Annotated in this window: 17 protein-coding genes; 6 read left to right on the forward strand and 11 right to left on the reverse strand. The window is 74.1% G+C overall.

Annotated features, from left to right (window positions below):
* Positions 1-14: 14 nt before the first annotated feature.
* Positions 15-698: a spheroidene monooxygenase gene (locus FKD65_RS26585; RefSeq protein WP_240809617.1), complete on the forward strand. Its 684-nt coding sequence runs from the start codon at positions 15-17 to the stop codon at positions 696-698.
* Here the strand turns inward: FKD65_RS26585 and FKD65_RS26590 are convergent.
* The 6 genes from FKD65_RS26590 to FKD65_RS26615 form a co-directional block, all read right to left on the reverse strand.
* On the reverse strand, positions 671-1,717 hold the full coding sequence (locus FKD65_RS26590; protein WP_141580056.1) for a phosphate acyltransferase: 1,047 nt from the start codon (positions 1,715-1,717) through the stop codon (positions 671-673). The genes FKD65_RS26585 and FKD65_RS26590 overlap by 28 nt on opposite strands.
* Position 1,718: 1 nt before the next feature.
* Positions 1,719-2,624: a phytoene/squalene synthase family protein gene (locus FKD65_RS26595; RefSeq protein ID WP_141580057.1), complete on the reverse strand. Its 906-nt coding sequence runs from the start codon at positions 2,622-2,624 to the stop codon at positions 1,719-1,721.
* Positions 2,621-4,087 (reverse strand): phytoene desaturase family protein, encoded by a 1,467-nt coding sequence (locus FKD65_RS26600; RefSeq protein ID WP_240809618.1) that lies wholly within the window; start codon positions 4,085-4,087, stop codon positions 2,621-2,623. Before FKD65_RS26600 ends, FKD65_RS26595 begins: the two co-directional genes overlap by 4 nt.
* Before the next feature lie 252 nt (positions 4,088-4,339).
* Positions 4,340-5,845, reverse strand: coding sequence for an SDR family oxidoreductase (locus FKD65_RS26605; RefSeq protein WP_141580059.1), 1,506 nt, complete (start codon positions 5,843-5,845; stop codon positions 4,340-4,342).
* Positions 5,846-5,950: 105 nt separating this feature from the next.
* Complete coding sequence (locus tag FKD65_RS26610; RefSeq protein ID WP_141580060.1) at positions 5,951-7,249, reverse strand: deoxyribodipyrimidine photo-lyase; 1,299 nt, start codon at positions 7,247-7,249, stop codon at positions 5,951-5,953.
* A complete protein-coding gene (locus FKD65_RS26615; RefSeq protein ID WP_141580061.1) occupies positions 7,249-7,791 on the reverse strand; it encodes a TspO/MBR family protein in 543 nt (180 codons plus the stop codon). Before FKD65_RS26615 ends, FKD65_RS26610 begins: the two co-directional genes overlap by 1 nt.
* A 176-nt stretch (positions 7,792-7,967) precedes the next feature.
* Here FKD65_RS26615 and FKD65_RS26620 point away from each other — a divergent pair, with 176 nt between their 5' ends.
* The 3 genes from FKD65_RS26620 (at position 7,968) to FKD65_RS26630 (ending at position 10,498) form a co-directional block, all read left to right on the forward strand.
* Positions 7,968-8,900 (forward strand): MerR family transcriptional regulator, encoded by a 933-nt coding sequence (locus FKD65_RS26620; protein WP_141580062.1) that lies wholly within the window; start codon positions 7,968-7,970, stop codon positions 8,898-8,900.
* 114 nt (positions 8,901-9,014) lie between these two features.
* A complete protein-coding gene (locus FKD65_RS26625; RefSeq protein ID WP_141580063.1) occupies positions 9,015-9,527 on the forward strand; it encodes an RNA polymerase sigma factor in 513 nt (170 codons plus the stop codon).
* Positions 9,524-10,498, forward strand: coding sequence for a DUF523 and DUF1722 domain-containing protein (locus tag FKD65_RS26630; protein ID WP_240809619.1), 975 nt, complete (start codon positions 9,524-9,526; stop codon positions 10,496-10,498). The genes FKD65_RS26625 and FKD65_RS26630 overlap by 4 nt, the downstream gene beginning before the upstream one ends.
* Before the next feature lie 19 nt (positions 10,499-10,517).
* On the opposite strand, the gene FKD65_RS26635 is transcribed toward FKD65_RS26630, so the two are convergent.
* From FKD65_RS26635 to FKD65_RS26650, 4 genes are all read right to left on the reverse strand, one after another.
* Entirely contained in the window at positions 10,518-12,026 is a 1,509-nt protein-coding gene (locus FKD65_RS26635; RefSeq protein WP_141580064.1) for an MDR family MFS transporter, read from the reverse strand.
* A gap of 142 nt (positions 12,027-12,168) precedes the next feature.
* Entirely contained in the window at positions 12,169-13,449 is a 1,281-nt protein-coding gene (locus FKD65_RS26640) for a YncE family protein (RefSeq protein ID WP_141580065.1), read from the reverse strand.
* A 396-nt stretch (positions 13,450-13,845) separates the two neighbouring features.
* The gene (locus tag FKD65_RS26645; protein WP_141580066.1) at positions 13,846-14,649 is read right to left on the reverse strand and encodes an HPF/RaiA family ribosome-associated protein; all 804 of its coding nucleotides are present in this window, start codon (positions 14,647-14,649) and stop codon (positions 13,846-13,848) included.
* Positions 14,650-14,725: 76 nt separating this feature from the next.
* Complete coding sequence (locus FKD65_RS26650; protein WP_141580067.1) at positions 14,726-14,929, reverse strand: DUF1918 domain-containing protein; 204 nt, start codon at positions 14,927-14,929, stop codon at positions 14,726-14,728.
* 221 nt (positions 14,930-15,150) lie between these two features.
* Here FKD65_RS26650 and FKD65_RS26655 point away from each other — a divergent pair, with 221 nt between their 5' ends.
* Positions 15,151-16,101, forward strand: coding sequence for a ribose-phosphate pyrophosphokinase (locus FKD65_RS26655; RefSeq protein ID WP_240809620.1), 951 nt, complete (start codon positions 15,151-15,153; stop codon positions 16,099-16,101).
* A gap of 314 nt (positions 16,102-16,415) precedes the next feature.
* On the forward strand, positions 16,416-17,561 hold the full coding sequence (locus FKD65_RS26660) for a serine hydrolase (RefSeq protein WP_141580068.1): 1,146 nt from the start codon (positions 16,416-16,418) through the stop codon (positions 17,559-17,561).
* Here FKD65_RS26660 and FKD65_RS26665 read toward each other — a convergent pair.
* Positions 17,546-21,184 carry a hydantoinase B/oxoprolinase family protein gene (locus tag FKD65_RS26665; RefSeq protein WP_141580069.1) on the reverse strand — a complete coding sequence of 1,213 codons (3,639 nt, stop codon included), beginning with the start codon at positions 21,182-21,184 and terminating at the stop codon, positions 17,546-17,548. The two genes, FKD65_RS26660 and FKD65_RS26665, sit on opposite strands and share 16 nt — an antisense overlap.
* Between the last annotated feature and the right edge of the window lie 44 nt (positions 21,185-21,228).

Genomic DNA, 21,228 nt, shown 5'->3' on the forward strand with positions numbered 1-21,228 from the left:
CGGGAGCGGACGCCATGCGGCACATGGCGTTCGACCGGCCGGTGCTGCGCGGCACCGGCGGCCTGCGGTTCTGGCGGCTGCTCGGGACGGGGCGGGGCAGGTCCACGGGCCTCGGCGCCGACCTGCGGCGCTGGGCCCTGTTCGCGGTGTGGGACGGCGAACCGGCGCTGGAGCGCTTCCTCGCGAGCTCGCCGATCGCGGCGCGGTGGCGGGAGGAGGCCGAGGAGGCCTGGCATGTGCGCCTCGCGCCGCTGGCGTCCCACGGCGGCTGGGGAGGGGCCGATCCGCTCGCCGGCGCCGGCCCCCCGCCTTCGCCGCACGGGCCGGTGGCCGTGCTGACCAGGGCGTCGGTCCGTCCGCGACGGCTGGTGGCCTTCTACCGCTCCGTCCCGGACGTGGACCGGCTGCTGCGCGGGCAGGACGGCTGCCTCGACACGGTCGGGATCGGGGAGTGGCCGCTCGCCCGGCAGGCGACGTTCTCGCTCTGGCGGGACGAGGCGTCCGTCCGCCGCTACGCCTACCAGGCGGGCGCCCACCGGGACGTGATCGGGCGGGTCCGCCGCGAGGACTGGTACAGCGAGGAGCTCTTCGCCCGCTTCGTCCCGTTCGGGAGTGACGGCTCCTGGGACGGCCGCGACCCGCTGTCCCCCGGCGGAGGTGAGGGAGCCGCTCACGGCACCGGCCCGGGCGCGCGCTGACCGCCGACGACGCCGGGCGCCCCCGCGCCCCCGGTCGCATGCGTCATCTCAGCCACCTCGGCGGGAGCGGTGAGGGAGGGGGCCGCCAGGTCGCGCGCCACCGCGCACGCGCGTGCGACGGCCGTCGCGCTGGACGATCCGTGCGCCACGACCACCGTTCCGGTCAGGCCCAGGAGGGCGGCGCCCCCGTGGGTGTCGGCCGCGTAGAGCCGCGCGACCTCCTCCAGCGGACCGGTATCGGCCCCGGTGCGGGCGACGAGGCCGAGGGTGGTCCGGACGCAGCCCTCAATGTTCTTCAGCACGACGTTCCCGGTGAACCCGTCGGTCACGACGACGTCGACGGTTCCGGCCAGCACGTCGTGCCCCTCGACGTTGCCGTGGAAGCGCACGGGCATCTCCGGCAGCAGCAGCGCGGCGTCGCGGACGAGCCGGTTCCCCTTCCCCGGCTCGGCCCCGATGGACAGCAGGCCCACCGACGGATCGGCGACGCCGAGGACGCCGCGCGCGTACTCGGCGCCCAGCGTCGCGAACTGCGCCAGCATCTCCGCCGTCGGGTCGGCGGTCCCGCCCGCGTCGACCAGGACGGTGAAGCCCGTCGCGCTCGGCAGCGCCACGGCCAGCGCCGGGCGCAGCACGCCCCCGCGCCGCCCGAAGGCGCGGACCGCGCAGGTCACCACCGCGCCGGTGGACCCGGCCGACACGAACGCGCCCCCCTCGCGCCGGGCCAGCTCGCAGCCCACCATCAGGCTCGACTTCGACTGGAAGGCGGCGCTCGAACCCCGGTCCGCCATGGGGATCACGTCGTCGGCGTGCTGGACCTCCACCTCACCGATGCCGCCGTGCCGCCGCAGCTCCTCGTCGACCTCGTCGGCCCGTCCCACGAGGAGGACGGGCACCCCGTGCTCGCGGCGCGCCGCGAGCGCGCCCGGCACCGTCTCGGCGGGCCCGTGGTCGCCGCCCATGGCGTCCAGCACGACCCGGGCCGGCCCTCCGCGCGGCTCCGCCGTCCCGTCCGTCATGTCAGACCGTCCCGGCCGGGACGCGCCGCTCGGCCCGGCCCGCGGCCGACGCCGCCACCAGGTGCCGCGCGTAGATCACGGCGCGGCGGCGGCGGGGGACGCGCGCCCGCCCGGCCAGCACGTCGTGGCCGGCCGCGGCGATCTCGTCCAGGATGCCGCCGTACAGCTCGTGCGCGGCGCGGATGCAGGGACGCGAGGACGGCACCAGCAGCTTCACGCCCTCCAGGGCGCGGCTGTAGTGCTCCCGGGCCCGATCGGCCTCGAAGGCCACCAGCTCGCGGAGGCCCGGGGTGCAGGTGCCGGAGGCGAGGTCGGCCTCGGTCACGCCGAACCTCTTCAGGTCGTTCATCGGGAGGTAGACGCGGCCGCGTTCCAGGTCCTCGGCCACGTCGCGGATGAAGTTGGTCAGCTGGAACGCCCGGCCCAGCTCCCGGGCGGGCTCGCGCGCCGACCGCCCGCTGCCGGGCAGGGCCTCCAGGACCGGCAGCATCATCAGTCCGATGGCGGCGGCCGAGCCCTCCATGTAGCCGAGCAGGTCGTCGTAGGTCGCGTACCGGGTGACGGTCAGGTCGGCCCGCATGGAGTCCAGGAACGCGTCGATGTCCTCGCGCTCGACGTCGAAGGAGCGCACGGTGTGCACGAACGCGGGCAGCACGGGGTCGCGGACGGGCTCCCCCGCCAGAGCCGTGTCGAGACGGTCCTTGACCTGGTCCAGCGCGGCGGCCCGTCCGTCCGCGCCGGTGGCCTTGTACTCGTCGACGATGTCGTCCACGTAGCGGGCGAACCCGTAGAGCGCGTGGACGTGCCTGCGCTTCCACCCGGGCAGCAGCAGCGTCGCCAGGTAGAAGGAGCGCCCGTGGCGGGCGTTGAGTCGGCGGCAGTGCTCGTAGCTCGCGGTCAGCGTCATCGGGCGCCCTCCAGGATCCGGGCGGCGGCCAGCCTCCCGGAGATCAGCGCCGGCGGGACCCCCACGCCGGGCGCGGTGTACATCCCGGCGAAGTGCAGCCCCGGGACACGGCGGCTCCGGCCGGACGGGCGGAACCACGCCGTCTGCCGGAAGCGGTGGTCGAGGGCGAAGGGCGTGCCCGCCGAATGGCCGAGGCGCGCCCACGCCGGTGGGTCGAAGGTCGCTCCGGGGGCGCCCGACAGGTCGCCGTACCCGAGGTCGGCGAGACGGCCCAGCAGGCGGTCCTCGAGCTGCGGGGCGAGGCGGTCCCAGTCGGCTCCGCCCGCCAGGTTCGGCGCGGGCTCCAGGACGCTCAGCGTGGAGTGCCCGGAGGGTGCGGCCGTCTCGTCCGATTCGGGGTACGTCACGAGGAGGCTCGGATCGGGCTGCGGCCGCCCGGCCGAGAGGGCGGAGAAGACGCCGCCCCACTCGCGGCCGAAGTGCAGGGTGTGGTGGGCCCGGCCTGGCAGCCGCCGGTCCAGCCCGAAGTGCATGACCAGGCAGGACGGCGAGTACCGCGGCCTGCGCAGGCGCCAGTCCCTGGCCGCCTCGGGCAGCAGCCCGGCGTGCGCCCGCGGAAGGTCGCAGGCCACGACGACGCTGCTCGCGCGGATCCGCTCGCCGGTGTCCAGCCGGACGGCGGCCACCCCGTCCGCGCCGGTCTCGACCCGATCGGCGCGGACGCCGTAGTGGATCGACGCCCCGGCCTTCTCCGCGACGGTCGCCAGCGCGTGCGGCACGGCGTGCATACCGCCGCGCTCCGGGAAGTAGACGCCGCCGACGGTGTCCATGTGCGCGACGACCGCGTAGATCGCCAGGGCCTTGTGCGGCGGCAGCCCCACGTAGAGGGACTGGAAGGTGTGGGCCCGGACGAGCCGCTCGTCGGTCAGGTGGGCGGCGACGAAGCGGTCCAGGCGCCGGAACCCGCCCGCCGCCGCCAGCCTGAGCAGCGCGTAGGGGCGGGCCATTCCGCGCAGGCGGGTCATGTCCGCGTCGATGAACGACGACCACTCCGCCTCGAACATCTCCCCGAGCCGGTGCCGGAACCGCAGGTACCGCGCCGCCTCGGCCGGACCGCACAGCTCCCGGACGTTCCCGGCCATCCGCTCGGCGCCGCCCACCACGTCCAGCCGGGTCCCGTCGTGGAACGCCAGCCGGTAGAAGGGGTCCAGGCGCCGCAGCGGCAGCACGCTGTCCAGGTCCGCGCCCGCCGCGCCGAACGTCTCGGCGAGCACCTCCGGCATGGTCAGCACCGAAGGGCCGGTGTCGAACCTGTACTCGCCGGGGCGCCCTGGGCGGCCGGTGCGCGCCGTGCCGCAGCACCCGCCTGGCACGTCCCTGGCCTCGACCACCACCACGTCGCGGCCCCCCGCCGCCAGGTGGATCGCGGCGGACAGGCCGCCGAGGCCCGCCCCGATCACCACGACCGGGCCCCGCCCTCCTGCCCGCGGACTCCTCCCCATCAGCACCGTCCAGGGTGGCCGTGCGGGTGAGCCCCACGATGTCGGGTTCGCACTGTTTCCTCCGTCGTCGTTCCCTGTCGGCCCGAGCCGGATCCGCTGCCCGTCCAAGACCGCTGATGTCTGGTCTGCGCGGTTCTTCGGGTCTGCACAGTTCTTCGAGACGCGACGGCCGGTCGGTTGCATCGCCCCGCGGCGGGGACGGCGGCCCGGGCCTCAGCCGGCCCGTACCGCCGGGCGGGCCTTCGGCGCCTTGCCCCGCTCGGCCGCGCGGACGATGCCCGTGCACATCCCGCCGAAGATCCGTTCGTGGAACGGGCGGAACGCCCACCAGTACGCGTGGCCCGCGAGGCCCCGGGGATGGAACAGGGCCCGCTGCGTGAGGGACGTCCTGGAGTCGTCGGTGTGCACCCGGAACTCCAGCCAGGCCAGCCCCGGCAGCCGCATCTCCGCGCGGAGCCGCAGCAGCCGCCCCTGCTCGATCTCCTCCACGCGCCAGAAGTCCACCGTCTCCCCGATCCGCAGCAGGCGCGGGTCGCGGCGGCCGCGCCGCAGACCGACCCCGCCCACCAGCCGGTCGAGGACGCCCCGCGCCTGCCAGGCGACGGGGAAGGAGTACCAGCCGCGGTCCCCGCCGATCCCCTCGACCACCTCCCACAGCCGCTCCGGCGGCGCGCTCGTCCAGCGGACCTGCTCGTCGGTGTAGAGGCTGCCGCCCGCCCAGTCGGGGTCGGTCGGCAGCGGGTCGCTGGGCGCGCCGGGCGTGCTCGCCGACGACCAGCGGGTGGCGACGTCCGCCTGCCGGACGCGGCGCAGCGCCCGCTCCACCGAGCGCTCGAACCCGATCGGCCCGTCCGGGGGCGGCGGTATGTACTCGGCGATGTCGTTCTCCCTGCACACGACCTCGTTGCGCAGCGACTCCACCAGCGGCCGTGCCAGGGCGCCCGGGACGGGGGTGATGGCGCCCACCCAGTGGCTCGACAGGCTCGGGCTCAGCACCGGGACCGGGACGATGATCCGCGGCTTCAGTCCCGCGACGCGCGCGTACCCGCGGATCATCTCGGCGTAGGTGAGCACGTCCGGACCGCCGATGTCGAACCCCCGGTTGACGTCCGGGGGCAGGTCCGCGGAGGCGACCAGGTAGTACAGGACGTCCTGGATCGCGATCGGCTGGATGCGGGTGCGCACCCAGCGCGGCGTGACCATGACCGGCAGCCGCTCGGTCAGGTAGCGCAGCATCTCGAACGACGCCGAGCCCGCACCGATGATCACCGCGGCGCGCAGCCACGCGGTCGGGACGCCGCCGTCCAGCAGGATCCGGGCCACCTCGGCGCGGGACCGCAGGTGCGGCGACAGCTCCCCCTCCGGTTCCATCCCGCCGAGGTAGACCAGCCGCCGGACGCCCGCCTCCCGCGCCGCGCGCGAGAACGTGCGGGCGGCGAGGCGGTCGGTCTCCGCGAAGCCTCCGTCGCCGCCGATGGCGTGGATCAGGTAGTAGGCGACCTCCACGCCCTCCAGGGCCCGCCGGGAGGATTCGGGGTCGGTCGCGTCGGCCTCCACGATCTCGACCCGGTCCGCCCACGGGTGGTCGCGGAGCCGCCGGGCCGAGCGCGCCATGCAGCGCACCCGGAAGCCCGCGTCCAGGAGCTTCGGCACCAGGCGGCCCCCGATGTAGCCGGTGGCTCCCGTGACGAGGCAGGTCCGCCCATTACCGGTGTCCATGCGTCTCCTCGTTCGGTCGTCCGCGGGGACGGTCCTCGCCGCCCGCGGCGGTGGTCGGGGTCGTCGGTCGCGGGGTCGTCGGTCGCGGGGGGATCGGTCGCGGGGTCATCGGTCGTCGGGGGCGAGGATGGGCGGCGGGTAGTCGAGATGCCGCCTCCGGTCCTCGTCCAGCGCCCAGGGGCGGTGGACGCGGGCCCCTTCGACGCCGGCCAGCTCGGGGACGTACCTGCGGACGTAGTCGCCGCGCGGGTCGAACCGCGACGCCTGCCGGAACGGGTTCATCACCTGGTCGGGCCGCGTGCTGTTCCCCGTCCCGGCGACCCACTGCCAGTTCCCCGCGTTGTCGGCTATGTCGCCGTCGGCGAGCAGCTCGTTGAAGTGGCCCAGGCCGAGCCGCCAGTCGATGCCGAGGTCGCGGGTCAGGAAGGAGGCGGTGATGAGCCGGGCGCGGTTGTGCATGAACCCCTCGCGGCGGAGCTGGCGCATTCCGGCGTCCACGATCGGGATGCCGGTCGTGCCGTCGCGCCACGCGGCGAAGCCGTCCTCGTCGTCCTTCCAGGTCTGGCCGCGGGGCCGGTAGTCGCGCCGGGGGAGGCCTGGGAACGCGGCGGCGACCTGGTGGTGGAAGTCCCGCCACGCCAGCTGGCGCCGGAAGGCGTCCGGCGCGGAGCCGGCCAGCTCGCGCGGCGAGACGCAGCCGAACTTCAGGTACGGGCCGAGCCGGGACGTGCGGTCGGCGGCGAGATCGTCGCGGACCCGGTCGTACTCCGCCGCGTCCTCGCGCAGCCACGCCTCCAGGCGTTCGCGCCCCTTCGTCTCTCCGCCCGGCGCGAGGTCGGGGGACGGCGTGCCCGGGACCAGCTCGGCCAGGCGCGGCAACGCGCCCGGCTCCACGCCGGACGGCAGCCGGACCTCCTTCGGCGCGTCCACGGCCGGACGCCACCGGACCTCCTCCCAGGCCCGCCAGTACGGGGTGAACACCTTGTAGTGATCGCCGCTGGCGGGGGTGAGGTCACCGGGCGGGACGACCGTGATGCCGGGAAGGACCGACACCTCCAGTCCGAGTTCGCGGAGGCGGGCGAGGCGCCGGGCCGCGTACGCGGACCGCTCGTCGGCGAGCAGCAGCGAGCGCGCGCCGGTCTCGCGGGCGAGCCGGGCGGTCTCGCGGGCCGGGTCGCCGCGCCGCACCACGAGGTCCCCGCCCAGCTCGGTCAGCGACCTTCGCAGGTCGGCGAGGCTGTCGAGGAGGAACCGGACGCGGTTCGGCGCGGCGAACGGGCCGCCGAGGATCGCGTCGTCGAAGACGAAGACCGGCACGACCCGCCCGGCCCCGCACGCCGCGGCGAGGGCGGGGTTGTCGCGCACCCGCAGGTCGCGGGTGAACAGCAGGATCGAGGTGTCCATCACCTGAGTCTTCGGAGCAGCGGGCGCGAGCGGTTGCGGTAGGCGATGTCGCCGTTCAGCGCGGTGGCGAACGCGCACCACGCCGCGTACGGGACGAGGGCGGTGGCCGCGACCCGGTCGGTGCGGGCCGTGCGGCGGATCAGTTCGGCGTTGCTGGCGTCCAGCAGGAGCGTGCCCGCGACCCCCGCGTTCGGGCTGCGGCGGCCGAAGAACAGGTGGTTCCACCCCGCGTTCAGCACCAGGTTGACGCCCAGGCTCGCGGCCAGGGCGCGGCGCGGGCGGCCCCGCGTCCTCAGCAGCGCGCGCCCGCCCGCCCAGGCGACCGTGGCGTAGAGGGGCGTCCACACGACCCCGAACGCCCACGAAGGCGGCTGCCACGGCGGCTTCCTCAGCGCCCGGTACCAGCGGCTGTCGGCGTCGACCGCCTTGCCCCCGGCCGCTGCCGCCGCCGTCACCGCCGCCGCGGTGGCTCCGTAGACCGCCCACCGGCTGCTCGTCCGGACGCGGTGCCTCGTCGTGTCCTGCTCGTTCGTCGGCTCCATGGCCGGGACCCTTCCCGCTCCCGCGCCTTCCGCACGTCCGCATTGGCGGAGGTCAACGCGTCCGCGGCCGCTCCCGGATGCAACCGGGAGGCGCGGTCGCGGCGAAATCCAGTGAGACCGTACGGCCGGCCGGGCCGTACGCTGTGCCGTCGGAGCAGCACAGGAGACCGAAGAGCATGCGCGGGGAGACGGACCGGGAGCCGGGGCTGGGCGTGGGCGCGGTGGCGCGGCGCCTGGGCCTCGCGGCCGCGACCCTGCGCACGTGGGACCGCAGGTACGGCATCGGTCCGAGCGGGCGCAGCCCGGGCGGCCACCGCCGCTACACGCCCGCCGACGTGGCGCGCCTGGAAGCGATGCAGCGGCTGATCCTCGCGGGCGCCCCGCCGGGCGAGGCCGCCCACGCCGCGCTGCGTGAACCGCCCCCCGCCCCGCGCTCGCCGCGCGGGCACGGCGCGGGCGGCAACCGGGTGCCCGTCGGCGAGGCGCCCGGTGGAGCGGACACGGCCGAGGCGCGCGGGCTGGCCCGGGCGGCGATGGCGCTGGACGTCCCCGCGATGACCGCCGCCCTCAGGGCCGCGATCGCGCGGGACGGGGTCGTGCGGGCGTGGGACGGGCTGATGGTCCCGGTCCTGGTCGGCATCGGCCGCAAGCACGCGGCGGGCGGCGACTGCGTCGAGGTCGAGCACCTGCTGACCACGGTGGTGCTCGGCCGCCTGGCGGAGGTTCAGCCGCCCGAGAGGCCGCTGAACGTCCGGCCCGTCCTGCTCGCCTGCGCCCCGGAGGAGCAGCACAGCCTGCCGCTCTACGCGCTGGCCGCCGCCCTGGCGCAGGCAGGCGTCGCGTCAAGCCTGCTGGGGGCGCGGTTGCCCGCGGACGCCCTCGCCGCCGCGATCCGGCGCACCGGGCCGGGCGCCGTCTTCGTCTGGTCGCAGACCGCCGAGACCGGCGACCCGGAGTGGCTGGCCGGCCTGCCGGGCACCCGGCCGGCGGTGCGGCTCGTGGTCGGCGGACCGGGCTGGCGGCGGGACCGGCTGCCGGACGCCGCCCGGCTCGCGACAAGCCTTTCCCAAGCCGTCACCGAGATTTTGGACGGCCCCGCGGCCCCCTGATTCACCGCGAAAGCGGCGCGCCTCCCCACCCCCGCGCCCCGCCGGGTTGGACAATGCCCGCGGAATCGACTATGAACAAGTTTTGAAACGATTCCTTCGGGAAAGGCCCAGCTCATGAACCTGGGAGAGCGGCTCGCCCGCGGTGACGAGACCGCGCTTGCCGAGTGCTACACCGTGCTCGGCCCGCTCGTGCGCCGCCACGTCGTCCGGCTCGTGCCCCGGCACGCGGTGGACGACGTCGTCCAGCTGGTCTTCCTGGAGGTGTGGCGGTCGCGCGGGCGCTTCGACCCGGAACGCGCCCTGGAGCCCTGGGTCCTCGCCATCGCCCGCAGGCGCGCCATCGACCAGCTCCGCGCCGAGGCCCGCCACTACCGCAGGACTCTGCCCCTGGAGGAGCACGCCGAGCTGCCCGCCGCCCGGACGCCCGACGCCTCGCCGTCGGTGGAGACCGCCTGCGACGTCCGGGACGCCCTGGCGGTGCTGCCCATGCCGCAGCGGCAGGCGATCGTGCTGGCCCACTTCGGCCAGCTGACGCAGACGGAGATCGCCGACCGGCTCTCCGTCCCGCTCGGCACGGTGAAGGCGCGCACGGCCCGCGGCCTGCGCCGGATGAGAGAGCTCCTGTGACCGCCGGCGGCCCCTACCCGCGCCCCAGGCTGGCGGTGTCGAGCTGCCTGCTCGGCGCGCCGGTCCGGTACAACGCGAGCCACAGCCGCGACCGGTTCCTCACCGACGTGCTGGACCCGCACGTCGACTGGGTCCCGGTATGCCCCGAGATGGAGATCGGCCTCGGGACGCCGCGCCCCACGCTCCGGCTGCGCACCGACGGGCACCTCGTCACCAGGGACGGGACCGCGGACCACACCGCCGCGATGACCGCGCTCGCCGAGACCCGCATGCCCCAGCTGGAGGACCTGGACGGCTACGTGCTCAAGTCGCGCTCACCGTCCTGCGGGCTGTTCCGCCTGCCCCGCTACGCCTCCGGCCTGCCCGGTGAGCGCACCGACGGCCAGCCCGTGGACCGCCGGGGCCGCGGCGTGTTCGCGGACCTCGTCCGCGAGGCGCTCCCGGACCTGCCCGCCGAGGAGGACGGCCGGCTCCGCGACCCCCTCCTGCGCGAGCACTTCATCGAGCGCATCTTCGCCCACGCCCGGCTCCGCGAGCTCTTCGCCGCCGACTGGCGCCCCCGCGACCTGGTCGCCTTCCACAGCCGCCACAAGCTGCAGATCCTCGCCCACGACCCGTCCGCCTACCAGGCGCTCGGACGGATCGTCGCGGACGCGGGGTGCCGCCCGCGCGGGGAGCTGGAGGAGGACTACCGGCGCGCGTTCGGCGCGGCGCTCGCCGTCCGCCCCAAACGGGGCCGCCACATGAACGCCCTCCAGCACGTCTTCGGGATGCTCAGCGACCACCTCGACGACACCCGCCGCCACGACCTCCTGGACGCCATCGAGACCTACCGGCAGGGCCAGGCACCCCTGAGCGTCCCCATCGCCCTGCTGCGCCACCACGCCATGGGCGAGGGTGTGGACTACCTGACCCAGCAGACCTACCTGGACCCCTACCCCGCCGACCTGGTCCTCCGCCATTACCTGTGACGACTCAGCCTGTGACGGCTCAGGCGGGCTCCAGGCTCCGGTCGGCGTCGGGCTCCACCGCCGCCAGGGACGGCTCGCCGGCGGCCCGCGCGCGCTTGGGCAGCAGGAACGCGACCCCGACCATCAGCAGGGACAGCGCCGCGCTGACCACGAACGCCAGCCGCATCCCGTCGAGCTGGGCGAGCGCGGCGGTGACGCCGTCCGCGACCCGGCTCTCGGCGCGTCCGGCCATCACGGTCACCACCAGCGCCGTCCCGAAGGCCGCGGCGACCTGCTGGAGCGTGCCCAGCATGGAGCTGCCGTGCGAGTACAGGGAGGCCGGGAGCGCCCCGAGGCCGAGGGTGAACACCGGGGTGAACGCCGCCGCCAGCGACACCATGAGCAGCGAGTGCAGGCCGAGCACCTGCCAGTACGGCATGGTCTCCGAGATCTGGGTGAACCCGGCCAGGGCGAGCACGATGCCCGCCGCCCCGGGGATGATGAGGATCCGCCCGCCGAAGCGGTCGAAGAGCCGTCCCACCGCGGGGCCGAGCAGCCCCATCGCCAGCCCGCCGGGCATCATCAGCAGGCCGGTCTCCAGCGGCGTGAGGCCGCGCAGGTTCTGCAGGTAGATCGGCAGCAGGATCATCGAGCCCATCATCGCCATGAAGCCGAGCGACATCAGGAGCAGGGACAGGGCGTAGACCGGGTGCCGCAGGACGCGCAGGTCCAGCAGCGGGACGCCGCGCCGCTGCAACCGGAGCTGCCGGACCGCGAAGACCGCGATCGTGACGGCCCCGACCGCGACGATCAGCGCGGGGACCACCGCGCCGCCCTGCCCGAACCGGCTCAGCCCGTACACCAGCGAACCGAACCCGAAGGCGGCGGCCGCGACGCTGAACCAGTCGATCGTGCCCGGCCGCGGCTCCCCGACGTTCTCCAGCCGCGCGAGGCCGCGCCAGGCGATCAGGGCCGCGACCGGCAGCACCGCCGCGAACAGCAGCCGCCACGAGCCGAGCTGCAGGATCAGGCCGGACACCGCCGGGCCCATCGCGGGCGCGACCGAGATCGCCATGGTCACGGTGCCCATCACCCGGCCGCGGTCGTTCTCGGGGACGACGGTCATCAGCGTCGTCATCAGCAGCGGCATCATCACCGCGGTGCCGGTCGCCTGGACGATCCGCGCGACCAGCAGCACCTCGAACACCGGCGCGACCGCCGCCAGCGCCGTCCCGGCGAGGAACACGCCCATCGCGGTGGCGTAGGCGCGGCGGGTGGTGACCCGCTGCAGGAACCAGCCCGTCACCGGGATCACCGCGGCCATGGTCAGCATGAACGCCGTGGAGAGCCACTGCGCGGCCTGCTCGGTGACGCGCATGTCCGCCATCAGCCGCGGGATGGCGTTGATCATGACCGTCTCGTTCAGGATGACCACGAACGTCGCCATCACCAGCAGCCGCACCACGGCGGGCGTCCTGCCCCTCCCACCGGCCCCCGCGGCCTCGGCCCCCGGCACCTCGCCGCCCACCTGCTCATGCGTTGTCGTCATACCGGAGTAGACCCGCCCCACCGACGAAACTCATCGCTCCATTCGAAAACACTTACGAATCCCCGGCCGGCCCCGAGGCCAAGGACCGCAGGAACGGGACCGGGACGCGGGGCCGGGGCCCTGCGTCCCGGTTCGGGGGCGGTCAGCCGGTGGTGCCGGTCCAGGTGGCGGGGATGTGGGCCACGCGGACGCGCTGCGGGTGGTCGCCGACGGGCACGGAGGTGATCTTCTGGCCGGTGCCGAAGTCGATGGCCGTGACCTGGTCGGCGCCGCTCTCGGAGATGACGCAGGCGCGGCCGTCGCCGCTGACCGTCGCCCAGTAGGGCTTGGACGCGGTGACCAGCGGGCCCTCCTGGAGGGTGGAGCGGTTGACGATGGTGGCGTAGTCGTCCATGGTCCCGGCGACGCAGAGCTTGCCGCCGTCGGGACTCATCGACAGGCCGTGGTGGCGCGAGTCGTTGACGAAGGTCTTGCGGTCGTCGCTGGTGGCCGGGTTCTTGGGCAGGGTCTTGATCCGGGTGATCTTGTCGGTGGCCACGTCGTACTCCACGAGGCCGTTGAAGAACGAGACCTGGAAGTACAGCTTCGACTCGTCCGGCGAGAACACCGCGGGCCGGATCGCGTTCGACAGGTCCTTGCGGCCGAAGGCGTCCAGGCGCGAGCGCATGTCGATGGTCTTGACGACCTTGAAGGTGGACGCGTCGGCGACGGTGATGTGGCGGTCGCCCTTGGTCCAGTCCTGGGACGGGTCGTCGAGGTCGGTCTCGACGTTCCCGATGGACATGTTCACGATGTACTTGCCGTCTTTGGTGAAGATGTTCTCGTGGGGCTTGTCGCCGGTGCCGAACGAGCCGAGCTGCTTGCCGGTGTTGATGTCCAGGACGTGGACGACCTTGCCGAGCGAGGCCGACACCGCGACCCGCGTCCCGTCGGGGGAGACGGACATGTGGTCGGCGCGGTACCCGGAGACGGCGAACCGCCACTTGACCTTGCCGGTGGCGAGGTCGATGGAGACGACGTCGCCGAAGCTGGGCCGCGAGGCGACCAGGGCGGTGCCGTCGGGGGTGGAGTACAGGTCGTCGACGAGCTGGTCGTGGCCCTCGCCGGCGGTGGCCCGGATGCCGAGGTAGACGGCCAGGTTGATCGGGTTGAGGTAGATCGCGGTGAGGCGCTGGCTCTTGTCGGGGATGACGTTGATCCGGCCGATCTTGGCGAAGTCGCCGCTGGACTTGATGACGTCGGCGGTGCCTTCCCAGTTGTTGCCGACGAACATGACCTCGCGCAGGGGGGCGGCGTGGGCGGAGGTCGCGGAGACGGCGGGCGCGATGGCGCCGGCGGCCAGGACGGCCGCCGCGGCGATGCTCCGCAGGCGACGGCGCCGACTGGCGGGGCGCGGCCGGGCAGGGGTGGTCGCAGCGTGCATGCTTGCTTCTCCCAGGGGGGTGGGTCGCCCGGGGGCGGGCGGGAACGCGGAACCTTTCCGCGTCCGTGCCGACGCCTGCGGCGACGGGCGGGGGCCCTTCCGCGCGTACCGCGGCGTCGGTGGCGCGGTGATGTCGGTCGCGGGCGTGGCCCTCGGATTCCGCCGGCCTTGTGGGCCGCGTGGGAATCCACCCAAATCCGAACATCACCGTATTCAGACTTTGGTTACTGGATAGTAAGCAGGGGTGGCGTGCGCCGCAAGACCCGAACTCGGGGGATTTCTTGTCACCTGGTGGCGGAATGCATGGGCAGACCGAAACCGCCCTGCTGAAGGGCCGATAAGGACCCACGGGCAGCCGGAGGGCGGCCCTCCGGGCCGGGCCGGATCCGGGCCCGGCTAGGCGGGGATGATCAGGCCGTAATGGCCGTCGTAGCGGTGGTAGAGGACGTTGCCCCGCCCCGTCCCGGCGTCGCGGAAGAACACCCAGCGCAGGCCGGCCTCCTCCAGGTGCTCGATCGCCTCCCGCACGGTCAGCCTGGGCGCCGGACGGGGGTTTACCGTCAGCGGGACGGCCCGGGGCTTGCCCACCTGCTCGCGCGGGGTCGCCTGCGCCAGCCGGTACCCGTGGTCGGCCGGGTAGATGACGCTGTCCTCACCCGTCTCGATGTCGCGGAACAGCAGGAACCCGTAGTCCAGCACCTCCATGTCGAAGGCCGCCTCGTCGGGCGTCTCTGCCGTCAGGGTGAACGACTTGTGCCGGATCAGCTCCCGCTCCTCCGGCGGGCGCGGGTAGTAGTCCGGGCGGTGCGTCGGCTCGGCTCCGTGCCGCCACTCGTGCGGGCCCGTCGCGGGGCTCGACGGATAGGCGCCGCGGCGGGCCTCCCAGTGCCGGGAGACCCGGTCGAGCCGGTTCAGCAGCCGGTCGTGGAGCCGGTCGATGGCCTCGGACATGGTCGGCGCCGCCACCTGCGCCCGGACGAGGCGGCCGTTGACGTCCAGGTTGGCCTGGGCCGTCGCGGGCCGCTCCACCGCCGGATCCGGCGACACGGCGAGCTTCACGCGTGCGAACAGCACGGGCTCCGGCGCATGCCGGAACACCGCGCTCACCTTGGTGCGCGCGTAGTCGGTGGAGCCCTCCGGCACGCTTCCCCGATGCTCCACGGCCACCTCGGGCTCGGCGCTGGTCGTCGACCGGTCCATGAGATCCCCCCGTTGCGCTACTGCCTCGCGTGCTTCCTCTGCCTCGCCTGCTCTCCCGCCTGCCGCTCCGCCGGTCCTAGTGCCTCGACCACTCGGCCGGCTGGTGCTCGATGGTGGAGTCCGAGGACGGGTAGAAGGTGCTCTCGTGGCCGTCGTCCCACCGCACCAGGTAGGGCGGCTCCCCGTCCCGCCCGTGCACCTCGAGGATCTCGGCCGTGCGGCCCGGGTCGCCCACGTGGTGCCCGTGGATGATCAGCCGGTCGCCTTCGCTGGCTCGCATCGTGTCCCCCTCACGTCGCGCTGAGTACCCATCGTGGGGTCCTGTGGCAGGGCATCACCAGGGCCGAAGGTCCATATCCCTCCAGGTCAGCCATATCCAGACAGGCAAGTCGTTATGCGGAGGTTCGGGCTATCCGGCGGCGGGAGGGGAAGGACTCAGGCAGCGGTGAAGACGCCGGGGAGCAGGGAAGCCCGGGGGAGTGGCCGACGGCGGGAGGGGCGATGTCCAGCCGGATCACGATGTCGACCCGGATCGTGTCGGGGACGGCCCATCCGGGGCTCGCCGCCGCGGTCGCGGCCATGCTGGGCACCAGGCCGGTGCCCTGCGACGTGGAGAGGTTCCCCGACGGCGAACTGCGGCCGGTCGTGGACGGCGTGCAGGGCGGGGACGCGTACGTGGTGCAGCCCACCGGGCCCGCGGTCGACGACCACCTTGTCGAGCTGCTGCTGCTCCTGGACGCGTGCCGCCGGGGCGGCGCGAAGACCGTCACCGCGGTCGTCCCGTACTTCGGGTACGCCCGGCAGGACCGCCGGGGCCGGGCCGGGCAGGCGGTGGGTGCCCGGGTGGCCGTCGACGCGCTGGCCTCGGCGGGGGCGGACCGGCTGATCGTGGTGGAACCGCACACCGTCGCACTGGAGGCCATGGCGCCGATCCCGGTGGAGATGCTGACGGCCGTGCCGATCCTGGCCGGCGCGCTGGCGGAGCTGACGCCGGAGGCGGCCGTTCTGGTGGCGCCCGACCTCGGCGCGGTCAAGCCGGCCGAGCACTACGCGCGGCTGCTGCGGCGGCCGGTCGCCGTGGTGCGCAAGACGCGGGTGTCCGGCGAGCGGGTGCACGCCGAGGAACTCGTCGGCGACGTGGCGGGCCGGCCCGCGGTGATCGTGGACGACATGATCAGCACCGGCGGGACGATCGAGGCGGCCGTGCGCGTCCTGCTCGCGCACGGCGCCGCCCCCGACATCACCGTGGCCGCGGCTCACGGGCCGCTGGTGGCGGCCGCATGGGACCGGCTCGACCGGCTTCCGATCCGCTGCCTGCTGACCACCGACACGCTCCCGGCGGGAGAGACACGGGCGTCGTCGCGGGTCCGTTCCGTGGGTCCGCTGATCGCCGACGCCATCGGCCGCCTGCAGCGCGGCCAGTCCCTCGGCTCCCTGATGGTGCGCGGCTGACGCGCCGGAGCCCCTCGGCGGGACCCCGCACGGAGGCCGGGCGGGCCGGGCCTCCCGGTCTTACCCGCGCTCGACGGTCGTTCAGCCTGTCCGCCTGCCCGGCGGCCAGGATGTTGACGGCGGCGTTGACGTCCCGGTCGGGGACCGCTCCGCGGTCTCCGCCGGGTATGCGCCGTCCTTCGATCGGCTCAATATCCGGCCTCTCGCGCAGACAGTGGACATGTTGCTACTTACAGTGACAACATGCTGATCATAAGGAAATGCACGCGTACTCGAGGCATCGCCCTCGCTGCCCTTTGGCCCTCACCATCGGGATGAACCTGGCCGGGGGCGCGACAGCGGCCGTCCAGCGAACGCGCGGGACCGGCGGCGACGGGTCGGGGAAGGCACTCCAGGCCGTCCTGGACGAGGCCGTGCGAGAGGGCGCTCCAGGCGCGCTCGCCCAGTCGCGCACGCCCCACCGGACCCTGAACCTCTCCAGCGGGGTCGCCGACCTCGTCACCCGGAGGCCGCCGCGGGCGGACATGAAGTTCCGGATCGCCAGCATCACCAAGACGTTCGTGGCGACCGTGATCCTGCAGCTCGTCGCCGAACGGCGGCTGCGCCTGGACGACACCGTCGCCGAGGTGATCCCCGGTGTCGTCGAGGGCAACGGGTACCAGCCCGACAAGATCACCATGCGCATGCTGCTCGATCACACCAGCGGCGTCGCCGACTACACCCAGAACCCCCGCATCGAGGAGATCGCGATCTCCGATCCGCGGCACGACTTCACCCTGCGTGAACTGGCGGAGGCCGGGCTGGAGTACCCGCCCGACTTCCCGCCCGGCACCTCCTGGCGCTACTCCGACACCGACTACGCGCTGCTCGGCATGGTCATCCAGAGCGTCACCGGCCGGACGTACGTCCACGAGATCACGAAGCGGATCATCCGGCCGCTCCACCTGCGCAGCACCTACTTCCCGGGCACGAACCCGCGGATCCGCGGACCGCACCTGAACGGGTACACGCCGGTGCAGGAGGGGGACCCGACGCGACTGAGGGACACCACCGAGGTCAACACCACCTTCGCTCGCGCCTCAGGCGACCTGATCTCCACGGTCGGCGACCTCGACCGGTTCGACTCGGCCCTGCTGGCCGGACGGCTCCTGCCCGGACGGCTCCTGCGGGCGATGCTCCGTCCCGTCCCTGGATCGCAGCCCTACCCCGGCAGCGACATGTTCCGCTACGGACTCGGGACGGTCATCGCCACGACCCCGTGTGGCGTGAAGGTGTACGGCAACGGGGGGACCCTGGACGGCTGGGAGACCTGGATGGGCGCCACCCGGGGCGGGCGGCACGCGATGTCGTTCGTCTTCACCACCGACGCCGTCAACCAGGTCCAGCTCACCACTCAGGCGGTGATCGCCGAGTACTGCCCGGACGCCGCCGCGGGCACCCAGGCTCACGCCGCGCCGTAGCCGCCGCCGCCCGGCGTCTCGATGACGAAGACGTCTCCGGCCTCGACGGGCAGCGAGTCGCAGCCCTCCATCGGCGTCACGGAGCCGTCGGCGCGCTCCACCCATTGCCGTCCCGCCGCACCTGGCCCGCCTCCGGCCATCCCGTACGGCGGGACGCGCCGGTGCCCGCAAAGCGTGGTCACCGTCATCGGCTCCAGGAAGCGGATGCGGCGCCGCCCGCCGTCGCCGCCGCGCCACCGGCCCGTCCCGCCGCTCCCGCGCCGGATCGCGAACCCCTCCAGCAGGACGGGGTAGCGCCACTCCAGGACCTCGGGGTCGGTGAGCCGGGAGTTGGTCATGTGGGTCTGGACGACGTCGGCGCCGTCGAAGCCGTCCCCGGCGCCGGATCCGCTGGCCACCGTCTCGTAGTACTGGTGGCGCTCGTTGCCGAAGGTGACGTTGTTCATCGTGCCGGAGCCCTCCGCCATCACCCCCAGCGCCGCGTACAGGGCGCCGGTCACGGCCTGGGACGTCTCGACGTTGCCCGCGGCCACGGCCGCCGGATACCGCGGCGCGAGCATCGAGCCCGGCGGGATCCGCACGTGGAGCGGGGCGAGGCAGCCGGCGTTCAGCGGGATCTCCTCGGCCACCAGCGTGCGGAACACGTACAGCACCGCGGCCATCGCCACCGACGACGGCGCGTTGAAGTTGCCGTCGCACTGGGGCGAGGTCCCCGTGAAGTCGATCTCCGCCGTCCGGGCGCGGCGGTCGACGCGGACCGCGACCCTGATGACGGCGCCGTTGTCGAGTTCGTAGGCGCGGGAGCCGTCGCGCAGCGCCGTGATCACCTGGCGGACCGCCTCCTCCGCGTTGTCCTTGACGTGCCGCATGTAGGCGTGCACGACGTCCAGCCCGAAGTGGCGCACCATGTCGCGCAGCTCGCGGACGCCCTTCTCGTTGGCGGCGATCTGGGCGCGCAGGTCGGCGAGGTTGTCGAGCGGGTTGCGGGAGGGGTGCGGCGCCGAGCGCAGCAGCTCGACCGTCTCTTCCTCCCGGAGCGCGCCGTCCTCGACGAGGAGCCAGTTGTCGATCAGGACGCCCTCCTCCTCCACGCGCTCGCTGAAGGCGGGCATGGACCCCGGCGTGATGCCGCCGATCTCGGCGTGGTGGCCCCGGGACGCGACGAAGAACGAGATGCCGGCGGCGGCCCCGGCCCCGCCGGACCCGGCGTCCCCGAGGAAGACGGGAGTGACGACCGTGACGTCCGGCAGGTGGGTCCCCCCGTGGTAGGGGTCGTTCAGCGCGTACACCTCGCCCGGCCGCATGCCCCCGGCGGCCCGCCGCCGCCTGATCAGCTCCTTGATGGACGCCCCCATCGAGCCGAGGTGCACCGGGATGTGCGGGGCGTTGGCGATGAGGTCGCCGCCCGCGTCGAAGATCGCGCAGGAGAAGTCCAGCCGCTCCTTGATGTTGACCGAGTGCGCCGTGCTCCGCAGCCGGACGCCCATCTGCTCGGCGATCGACATGAACAGGTTGTTGAAGATCTCCAGCATGACGGGGTCGGCGCGGGTGCCGACGGCGTGCTCGCCCGGCCGGGACTCCACCCGGGTGAGCAGCAGGTGGCCGAGGTCGTTCACCGCCGCCCGCCAGCCGGGGTCGACGACGGTCGTGGCGTTGGCCTCCACGATGATCGCCGGGCCCGGGACGGTGTCGCCGGGGCGCAGCCGTTCCCGCGGGTGCAGCTCGACGTCCCGCCACTCGCCGTCGACGTGCATCGGGACGCGCTCCGCTCCGGCCGGGCCTTCGCCGCCCCCGTCGGCCGGCGCCGCCCCGGCCGGCGCCGTCCCGGCCGGCGCCGCTTCCGCCGAGGCCGCCCCGGACGACGCGGCCTCCACCGACACGGCCTCCACGACGATCTGCTTGTCCCGCATGAGGAAGGAGAACCGCCGCTGGTAGATCTCCTCGAACTCGGCGACCATCGCCCCCACCTCACCGGCCCGCACGAGCAGGGCGGTGTCGGTGCCCGCGTAGCGCAGATGAGCGCGGTGCACGACGTGCTCGGCGTCCAGGCCCTCGCCGCGCAGCTCGGAGCGCGCGTCGCCCTCCAGCCTCCCGAGGACCGCGTCCAGTTCGGGCAGCAGTTCCTCGCTCAGCGGAGCCTCCACCGCGTGCTCCCGCATGGCGGTGACGTCCGCCAGCCCCATCCCGTACGCCGACAGCACCCCCGCCAGCGGATGGATCAGCACCTGCCGCATGCCGAGCGCGTCGGCGACCGCGCACGCGTGCTGGCCGCCCGCGCCGCCGAAGGTGGCCAGCGCGTAGCCGGTGACGTCGTAGCCGCGCTGGACGGAGATCTTCTTGATCGCGTTGGCCATGTTCGCCACCGCGATGCGCAGGAATCCGGCCGCGACGTCCTCGGGCGGGCGGCCGTCGCCGATCCCGGCGGCCAGGGCGGCGAAGCGGTCCCGGACGACCGCGGCGTCCAGGGGATGGTCGCCGTCCGGACCGAAGACGTGCGGGAAGTGCTCGGGCCGGATCCGCCCCAGCATGACGTTGGCGTCGGTGACGGTCAGCGGGCCGCCGCGCCGGTAGGAGGCGGGCCCGGGGTCGGCGCCGGCGGAGTCGGGGCCGACCCGGTACCGGCCGCCGTCGAAGCGCAGCACCGATCCGCCGCCGGCCGCGACCGTGTGGATGCTCAGCATCGGCGCCCGCATCCGCACCCCCGCGACCTGCGTCTCGTACTGGCGCTCGAACTCGCCCGCGTAGTGCGAGACGTCGGTGGACGTCCCGCCCATGTCGAAGCCGATGACGCGCCGCAGGCCCGCCGCGGCCGACGTGCGCGCCATGCCGACGATGCCGCCCGCCGGGCCGGACAGGATCGAGTCCTTGCCGCGGAAGCCGTGCGCCTCGGTGAGGCCGCCGCTGGACTGCATGAACATGATCGGCGCCCCGTCCAGCTCGCCGGACACCTCCTCCACGTACCGGCGCAGGATCGGCGACAGGTAGGCGTCGACGACGGTGGTGTCACCGCGCGAGACCAGCTTCATCAGCGGGCTCGTCTCGTGCGACTCCGAGACCTGGGGGAAGCCCGTCCGGCGCGCGATCCGCCCGATGGCGGTCTCGTGGACGGGATTGCGGTAGGCGTGCATGGAGACGATCGCGACGGAGCGGAACCCGTCCTCGTACGCCGCGCGCAACTCGCGCTCGACCGCGTCCTCGTCGAGCGGGACCACGATCCGCCCCCGGGCGTCGACGCGCTCCCTCGCCTCGACCACCCGCGAGTAGAGCAGTTCGGGCAGCACGATCTCCCGGGCGAAGATGCGAGGGCGGTTCTGGTAGGCGATCCGCAGCGCGTCGCGGAAGCCCTCGGTGATGACCAGTACGGTCGGCTCGCCCGCGCGTTCGAGCAGGGCGTTCGTCGCCACCGTCGTGCCGAGCCGCACGCCCGCGATCTCCTCGGCCGGAATGCGCGCGCCGGGCGCGACGCCGAGGAGGTGCCTGATCCCGGCGATGGCGGCGTCCCGGTAGCGCGCCCTGTCCTCGGACAGGAGCTTGTGGGTGACGAGCGCGCCGTCCGGCCGCCGCGCGACCACGTCGGTGAACGTGCCGCCGCGATCGATCCAGAACTCCCAGCGCGCCGCCATGGCGACCTCCGAAACGGCTCTACCTGGCCCGTTTCCGTTCGGTG

Origin of the sequence: Actinomadura sp. WMMA1423, from assembly GCF_006547145.1 — a bacterium.
GTDB lineage: Bacteria > Actinomycetota > Actinomycetes > Streptosporangiales > Streptosporangiaceae > Spirillospora.

Excerpts from the sequence above, each read along its gene's own strand:
- FKD65_RS26665 (WP_141580069.1), bottom strand. The coding sequence starts at position 21,184 with ATGGCGGCGCGCTGGGAGTTCTGGATCGATCGCGGCGGCACGTTCACC.
- FKD65_RS26640 (WP_141580065.1), bottom strand. The coding sequence starts at position 13,449 with ATGCACGCTGCGACCACCCCTGCCCGGCCGCGCCCCGCCAGTCGGCGC.
- FKD65_RS26585 (WP_240809617.1), top strand. The coding sequence starts at position 15 with ATGCGGCACATGGCGTTCGACCGGCCGGTGCTGCGCGGCACCGGCGGC.
- FKD65_RS26625 (WP_141580063.1), top strand. The coding sequence starts at position 9,015 with ATGAACCTGGGAGAGCGGCTCGCCCGCGGTGACGAGACCGCGCTTGCC.
- FKD65_RS26655 (WP_240809620.1), top strand. The coding sequence starts at position 15,151 with ATGTCCAGCCGGATCACGATGTCGACCCGGATCGTGTCGGGGACGGCC.
- FKD65_RS26645 (WP_141580066.1), bottom strand. The coding sequence starts at position 14,649 with ATGGACCGGTCGACGACCAGCGCCGAGCCCGAGGTGGCCGTGGAGCAT.
- FKD65_RS26620 (WP_141580062.1), top strand. The coding sequence starts at position 7,968 with ATGCGCGGGGAGACGGACCGGGAGCCGGGGCTGGGCGTGGGCGCGGTG.
- FKD65_RS26650 (WP_141580067.1), bottom strand. The coding sequence starts at position 14,929 with ATGCGAGCCAGCGAAGGCGACCGGCTGATCATCCACGGGCACCACGTG.
- FKD65_RS26660 (WP_141580068.1), top strand. The coding sequence starts at position 16,416 with ATGAACCTGGCCGGGGGCGCGACAGCGGCCGTCCAGCGAACGCGCGGG.
- FKD65_RS26610 (WP_141580060.1), bottom strand. The coding sequence starts at position 7,249 with ATGGACACCTCGATCCTGCTGTTCACCCGCGACCTGCGGGTGCGCGAC.
- FKD65_RS26605 (WP_141580059.1), bottom strand. The coding sequence starts at position 5,845 with ATGGACACCGGTAATGGGCGGACCTGCCTCGTCACGGGAGCCACCGGC.
- FKD65_RS26595 (WP_141580057.1), bottom strand. The coding sequence starts at position 2,624 with ATGACGCTGACCGCGAGCTACGAGCACTGCCGCCGACTCAACGCCCGC.
- FKD65_RS26615 (WP_141580061.1), bottom strand. The coding sequence starts at position 7,791 with ATGGAGCCGACGAACGAGCAGGACACGACGAGGCACCGCGTCCGGACG.
- FKD65_RS26635 (WP_141580064.1), bottom strand. The coding sequence starts at position 12,026 with ATGACGACAACGCATGAGCAGGTGGGCGGCGAGGTGCCGGGGGCCGAG.
- FKD65_RS26590 (WP_141580056.1), bottom strand. The coding sequence starts at position 1,717 with ATGACGGACGGGACGGCGGAGCCGCGCGGAGGGCCGGCCCGGGTCGTG.